We start from the raw sequence: 5927 nt of genomic DNA, 5'->3' as shown, positions 1-5927 counted from the left end.
ACATTGACTATGCCTTTAAGAGTTCAGTTTTGGACGGCTTAAGAATCCCCGCGTCTTTAGACCGGGGAGAAGTCAACAAACATAGTGATGTCGGCATCGACCCGGGAACGGCGGGAGCGTCGAACTCCCCAGATTTTTGCTGTCAGTCAATGACCGGAACTTGGTATGAGATCAAGTTCGGACAATCAGTCATTGTATGGATTTCTGATTGTCGAATAAAAAACAGTTTTTTCTCAAAACTATTTTGGCGGACTTGGTATGACAACGAAAATTGCCATCGGGGGGACTCCATCAAATTAGGAAACCAAAGACAATGGATAATTCAGCTTCTGAAAATAACGATATCAATCTCATTTTACATCCCGAAACCCAACGGGTGACGGTTGACGACCCGTCACCCACAATTTCCGTGCGCTGGGATCGGGTCGCCCAAGAGGCGGTCATCAATACTGCCCCGGGACCGACGATCGCCTCCCGCGCCTATGGGATGGTACACACGGCCATCTACGACGCCTGGAGCGCCTACGATCCGCTGGCCGTCGGGACTCAATTGGGAGATGCCCTGCAGCAGCCCCAGTCAGAAAACACCGCCGCCAACAAAGCGGAAGCCATGAGTTTTGCGGCTTACCGGGTGCTCTCCGAATTATTTCCCACCCAAGTCGATCTTTTCGATGAATTGATGGCCGATTTGGGTTACGATCCCGACGACACCGCCATGAATGGAAGCACTCCCGCCGGGATCGGAAACATCTCCGCCGAAGCTCTGTTAACATTTCGCAGAAATGACGGCTCCAATCAACTCGGAAATCACCCGAACGGCGACGGCACTCCCTATTCGGATATCAGCGGCTATCAACCCGTCAATCCGCCCGGAGATCCGAGGGACATTGAACGCTGGACGCCCGAACGAGTGCCCATGGACGCCCAACCGGGACAAGAGCAACAGGTGCAAAGGTTTCTGACCCCCCACTGGGGTTATGTCGTGCCTTTTAGTTTCGCTTCGGAGTCCGGAGGGCGATCGCCGCTGCCCCAACCGTTTTTATCCTTCGAGGGCGAGATCGACTGGGAAGGCAATCCGAACCCTTTTCCCCCGGATTTCGGACAGAATCCCCCCCATTTCTCCCCGTGGCACGAACTGCGACCGCCGGAACCCGAGCCGTTTTTATTGGTCGATGGCGAGGTGGACTTGCAAGCCGGCACGATCGCTTTGAGCGACGGGTCGTCCGTGCCAATCAGCCCGGATATTGTCGGCACGATTATCAATCCCGAATTCATCGAACAAACAGAACAGGTCGTCGATTACAGCGCCTACCTGACCGACGAACACAAATTGATTGCGGAATTTTGGGAAGATGCGGGCGGTACGTCCTTCCCGCCGGGCACTTGGATGACATTCGGACAATATGTGTCGGCCCGGGATGACCACACGTTGGATGAAGATGTCAAACTCTTTTTGAATTTGGGAAATGCGGTATTCGATGCCGGCATCGCGACGTGGGAAGCGAAAGTTTACTACGACTATGCTCGTCCCGTGCGGACGGTGCGCGAACTCGGCGAACTGGGCTTGATCGGGGAGTTTGATTCCGAACTGGGCGGTTTTGCGATCGAGGCTTGGGGCGGGCCCGGAGAAGGCATTCAGACGATTCTGGCGACGGATTTTCTCACCTATCAAACGCCGGGGAGCGACCCTTCGCCTCCCTTCGCCGAATATGTCTCGGGCCACAGCACTTTCAGCGCGGCGGGGGCCGAGATTCTGCGGCGCTTTACCGGCGGCGACGATTTTGGGGCGGCGGTCACTTTTGAGCCGGAGGAGTCCCGCTTTGAACCGGGTATGACCCCGCACACTCCCGTGACTTTGGAGTGGGAAACCTTCGGCGAAGCGGCCGACGAGGCGGGGATTTCTCGCCTTTACGGGGGCATCCACTTTCAGGACGGCGATTTGAACGGTCGGTCCCTGGGGCGACAGGTGGCGGGCCGGGTTTGGGAACAAACGCACTCGGCGATCGCTCCCAATACGATTGTCGGTACGGATGGTGACGACGGGTTGAGCGGCACCCGGGAAAATGATTTGATCCGCGGCGGTGGCGGCGATGATTTCATCCGAGGTTTGACGGGTAATGATGTTCTCTACGGAGGTGCGAATGACGATAATCTCGACGGGAGTATGGGAGATGATATCATTGCCGGGGACGGGGGCGACGACTTCCTCATCGGGGGTCCGGGCGGCGATCGCTTCGACTTCGGAGCGGGTGACGGCAACGATATCATCGCCGATTTTCGAGATGGAATAGATATTATCGGTTTGAAGGACGATCTGACTTTCGAGCAATTGTCTGTCTCTCGGGTCGGCCACGACACTCGCATCAGTGCCCCACAACTTTCGATGACATTGCTTGGCGTCGAAAGCAGTGCCATCGATGTCGATGATTTTATCGAGGTTCTGGCTTGATGTCACGGGGTGGGGGAATTTTAGACTGGAGATTTGAGATTCCCCCGACTCCCACGACTAACAATTCAATAATATTGTCGGGATTCCCGTCGTTTTTGATCGTAGGTTTTCGAGAGGTGGTGCGGATCGATTTTGACGACAAAACAGGTGCCGCGTCCCACTTCGCTATCCACCTCAATTTCGCCGCCGTGGAGTTCGACGCAGGTTTTCACGATCGCCAGCCCCAAGCCGGTTCCCCGGATCGTCTCCACATTTTTGCCCCGATAAAAGCATTCAAAGAGGCGATCGCGATCGGCGGGCAGAATGCCGATGCCTTCATCTTTAATTTTAAAGTATATTTTCTCATTTTGACAACCCAGGTCGAAGTCGATCGCGCCCCCGTCCGGCGAATATTTGATCGCGTTAGAAATGAGATTGGTCAACATCTGTCGCAACAATTTCGGATCGCCGTAACAGGGGATTGAATCGCGATCGGAGCGAAAAACTAAGGCGTGTTTGTCCGCCGCCAAGGGCTGCAACTCTTCCAGCAATTTTTGACCGAAGGAAACCAGATCCAGGGGCCGGAGTTGAAAGTCTATCGTCCCCGATTCGGCGCGGTTGACCAGCAGCATATCTTCCACCAAAGATGCCATGTGTTTAGCCGCATTTTGGATCAGTCTCAGGAAGTGGAGTTGCTGTTCCGTCGAAAGTTCTTGGTGGTGAGTTTCGATCAGTTCCGCCCCGGATAGGATCGTCGTCAGGGGGGTGCGATATTCGTGGGAGACGGTTTGGATGACTTGAGATTTGAGCGCGCCGAGTTCCCGCTCTTTTTCGAGGGCTTGGCGGATTTCAGATTCCACCCGCTTGCGATCGCTGATATCCCGGATCACGATCATCCGAGAACCGGGCGATGTCTCCGATTTCATCGGTTGCACGATCGCCTCCAAAACTTGTTCCGGCGAGGAGGAAACGGTAATTTCGTGGGTGACTAGATGGGGCGATCGCATCAACTCCGCTACCGCAAATCCCCCCAGTTCTGACAACACTCCGGCTTCGATTTTTCCGACCGCTTTGAGATAGATTTTTCCCCGGGGATTGGCGAGGACGACCTTTTGATTTCCATCGATCAACAAGACCCCTTCGGGTAAGTTTAGCGCCAAATTGTGCAAGTTTTGCTGCTCGACTGCTAACCGAGATTGCAGGTGTTGGAGGGTGATGGCGGTATGGTTGGCGAGGTAGTAGAGCAGCCGGATGTGGGATTCGGTGAAACGTCCCTTCGATTCGGCTCCCAAAAACAGCAACCCCACGATCTGGGTTTGGGTTTCTGACCGGGCGATGAGGGGGATCGAAAAGCGCGATTCCAGGGCCGCGATCGCCGGTGGTTTTCCCCGGGGAATTTCGAGGGGGTGAAAGCACAGCGGACGACGATACAAATTTTCTCCGATCATCGAAGCCAACTGTTCCAAAAGTTGGGTTTGAATGGTTTCCTGAAGGGGGCGGGAAAGGGGACGGAAAGCCCGTAAAAATAACTGACAATTTGGGGGGGTTTCGACGGCTTCTCCCGGGTCTGGCATCCCATATTCTAGGAAGATACTGCCCGCCACGTCGTAGGGAATCAGAGGCCAGAGATATTCAAAGGTCGATCGAAATAAATCTTCGTAGCTGTGGGGATAGCCGACTTGTCGGAAAATTCGATAGAGGGTGTGGAGTTCGTCGGCTACGGGGTCGGGGGGGGAAACCGCCGGGGCGATCGCGGCCCCGAAGCCCAAGATGCAGTTTTTTCCCCATCCGCTCATTTTCCAAAGAAAATTTTGGTAGTTGCCGTCCCGGCGACGCAATCGCAACGAAACTTCCCCCACCTCCTCCGGCGAGAGTATCTTTTCCAGGTCATGGGTCCGGGACAAGTCCTCCGGATGAATCCAATCCCACCACATTTGGCCGACGAGATCCGCTTCCGTCCAGCCTAATATTTTGGCCCAGGCCGGGTTGACCTGGCGGATGCAACCGTCGGGTCCCAGGAGACAAATTAGATCGGATGAGAGTTGCCAGAATATTTCCAACTGGGTTTTTGCCTTTTGCGATCGTGCCATCGGGGATTCGGCTTGCACTCGGCGAGTTCTTGACAGGGGAAAGAATCAACAAAATGTCCGACATCAGCCCGGTGACGGACTGTCAAACCATTTTAATACTTTTTTAAGACTTCCGAAATAGTTGGGGTGCAATATCAAATCCCGATGGGCGATCGCACGAAGCCCACCGGCCAAGCTGATCGCGCACCGACATGAACCCGAAAACACCTGTGGGTGTGGATGTCGGGGAACGGGATTGGATGGGAGTCGCCGGAGTCCGTCAAGAACATTTGCGGAAATGGGACGGGATGGGTTGCCGTTTGTCTGCAAATGTTACGGTTTTTTCCGAGAAAATATACACTTTTTGATTCATACTAATTCCGAGGCGATCGCATTCATCTCGCGTCAATTGGGCATTCAAAACCGTCCCGTCCCGCAGCAATAATTCAATTTGAACGTCCCAACCCATGTAAACGATGCGTTTGACAATTGCCGGGATACTTTGATCGTTGGGAATTTCGCCGATGCGGATGTCGTGGGGGCGCACCAAAACCTCCGATGTTTCGTCCTGGGGGAGGACGTTTACCGGGCCGATAAAACCCATCACAAAGCGGCTGGCGGGGCGATCGTAAACCTGTTGGGGGGTCCCCACCTGTTCGATGCGCCCCTCGTTCATCACCACAATTTCATCGGCAATTTCCATCGCCTCTTCGCGATCGTGGGTGACAATTAAGGTCGTGACGTGTACCTCATCGTGGAGGCGGCGCAACCAGGCCCGCAAATCGTGCCGCACGTTCGCATCCAACGCCCCGAAGGGTTCATCTAATAGTAAAACCTTCGGTTCGATCGCCAAGGCGCGGGCGAGGGCGATGCGCTGCCGCTGTCCGCCGGAAAGTTGGGCGGGATAGCGATCGCCCAATCCTTCTAATTTAATTAAATCTAACAATGAGGCGACCCGCCCCCGGATATCAGATTTTTTACGGCGGGCAATTTCCAGCGGAAAAGCGATATTTTGGCGGACGGTCATATGTTTGAACAGGGCGTAATGTTGGAATACAAATCCGACCTGCCGCTCCTGGACTTGGGCATCGGTGACGTCGCCATTTTCTAAATAAATGCGCCCGGAGTCGGGTTTTTCTAATCCCGCGATCGCCCTCAATAAGGTGGATTTCCCGGAACCGGACGGCCCGAGCAGTGCCACCAGCGACCCGGTTTTGACGGTCAAATTGATGTCGTCTAAGGCGACAAAATTCCCGAAGCGTTTGACAAGATTTTCAACCTGAATAGTCATGGCTTTAATTGGGTGTAAAAAATTGATAATTGATCATATCAGATCCGGTTATTTACACGCTCCCCGATCCCCCCCAGCCCCCCTTAAAAAGGGGGGAGCCCGATCCCCCCCAGCCCCCCTTAAAAAGGGGGGAGCCCGA

At 54.3% G+C, this 5927-nt stretch carries 3 protein-coding genes; 1 reads left to right on the top strand and 2 read right to left on the bottom strand.

Annotation, left to right across the window (positions count from 1 at the left end):
• Positions 1 to 313 precede the first annotated feature (313 nt).
• Complete coding sequence (locus AC0QHF_RS00955; RefSeq protein WP_324702310.1) at positions 314 to 2449, top strand: DUF6851 domain-containing protein; 2136 nt, start codon at positions 314 to 316, stop codon at positions 2447 to 2449.
• A 65-nt stretch (positions 2450 to 2514) separates the two neighbouring features.
• Here AC0QHF_RS00955 and AC0QHF_RS00950 read toward each other — a convergent pair whose 3' ends face one another.
• Complete coding sequence (locus AC0QHF_RS00950; RefSeq protein WP_324702309.1) at positions 2515 to 4518, bottom strand: ATP-binding protein; 2004 nt, start codon at positions 4516 to 4518, stop codon at positions 2515 to 2517.
• 259 nt (positions 4519 to 4777) lie between these two features.
• Positions 4778 to 5788: a sulfate/molybdate ABC transporter ATP-binding protein gene (locus tag AC0QHF_RS00945; protein ID WP_324702308.1), complete on the bottom strand. Its 1011-nt coding sequence runs from the start codon at positions 5786 to 5788 to the stop codon at positions 4778 to 4780.
• Positions 5789 to 5927 lie beyond the last annotated feature (139 nt).

The sequence above is a fragment of the Lyngbya sp. CCY1209 genome (genome assembly GCF_055795065.1).
This window is presented reverse-complemented; position numbering and strand designations above follow the sequence as displayed.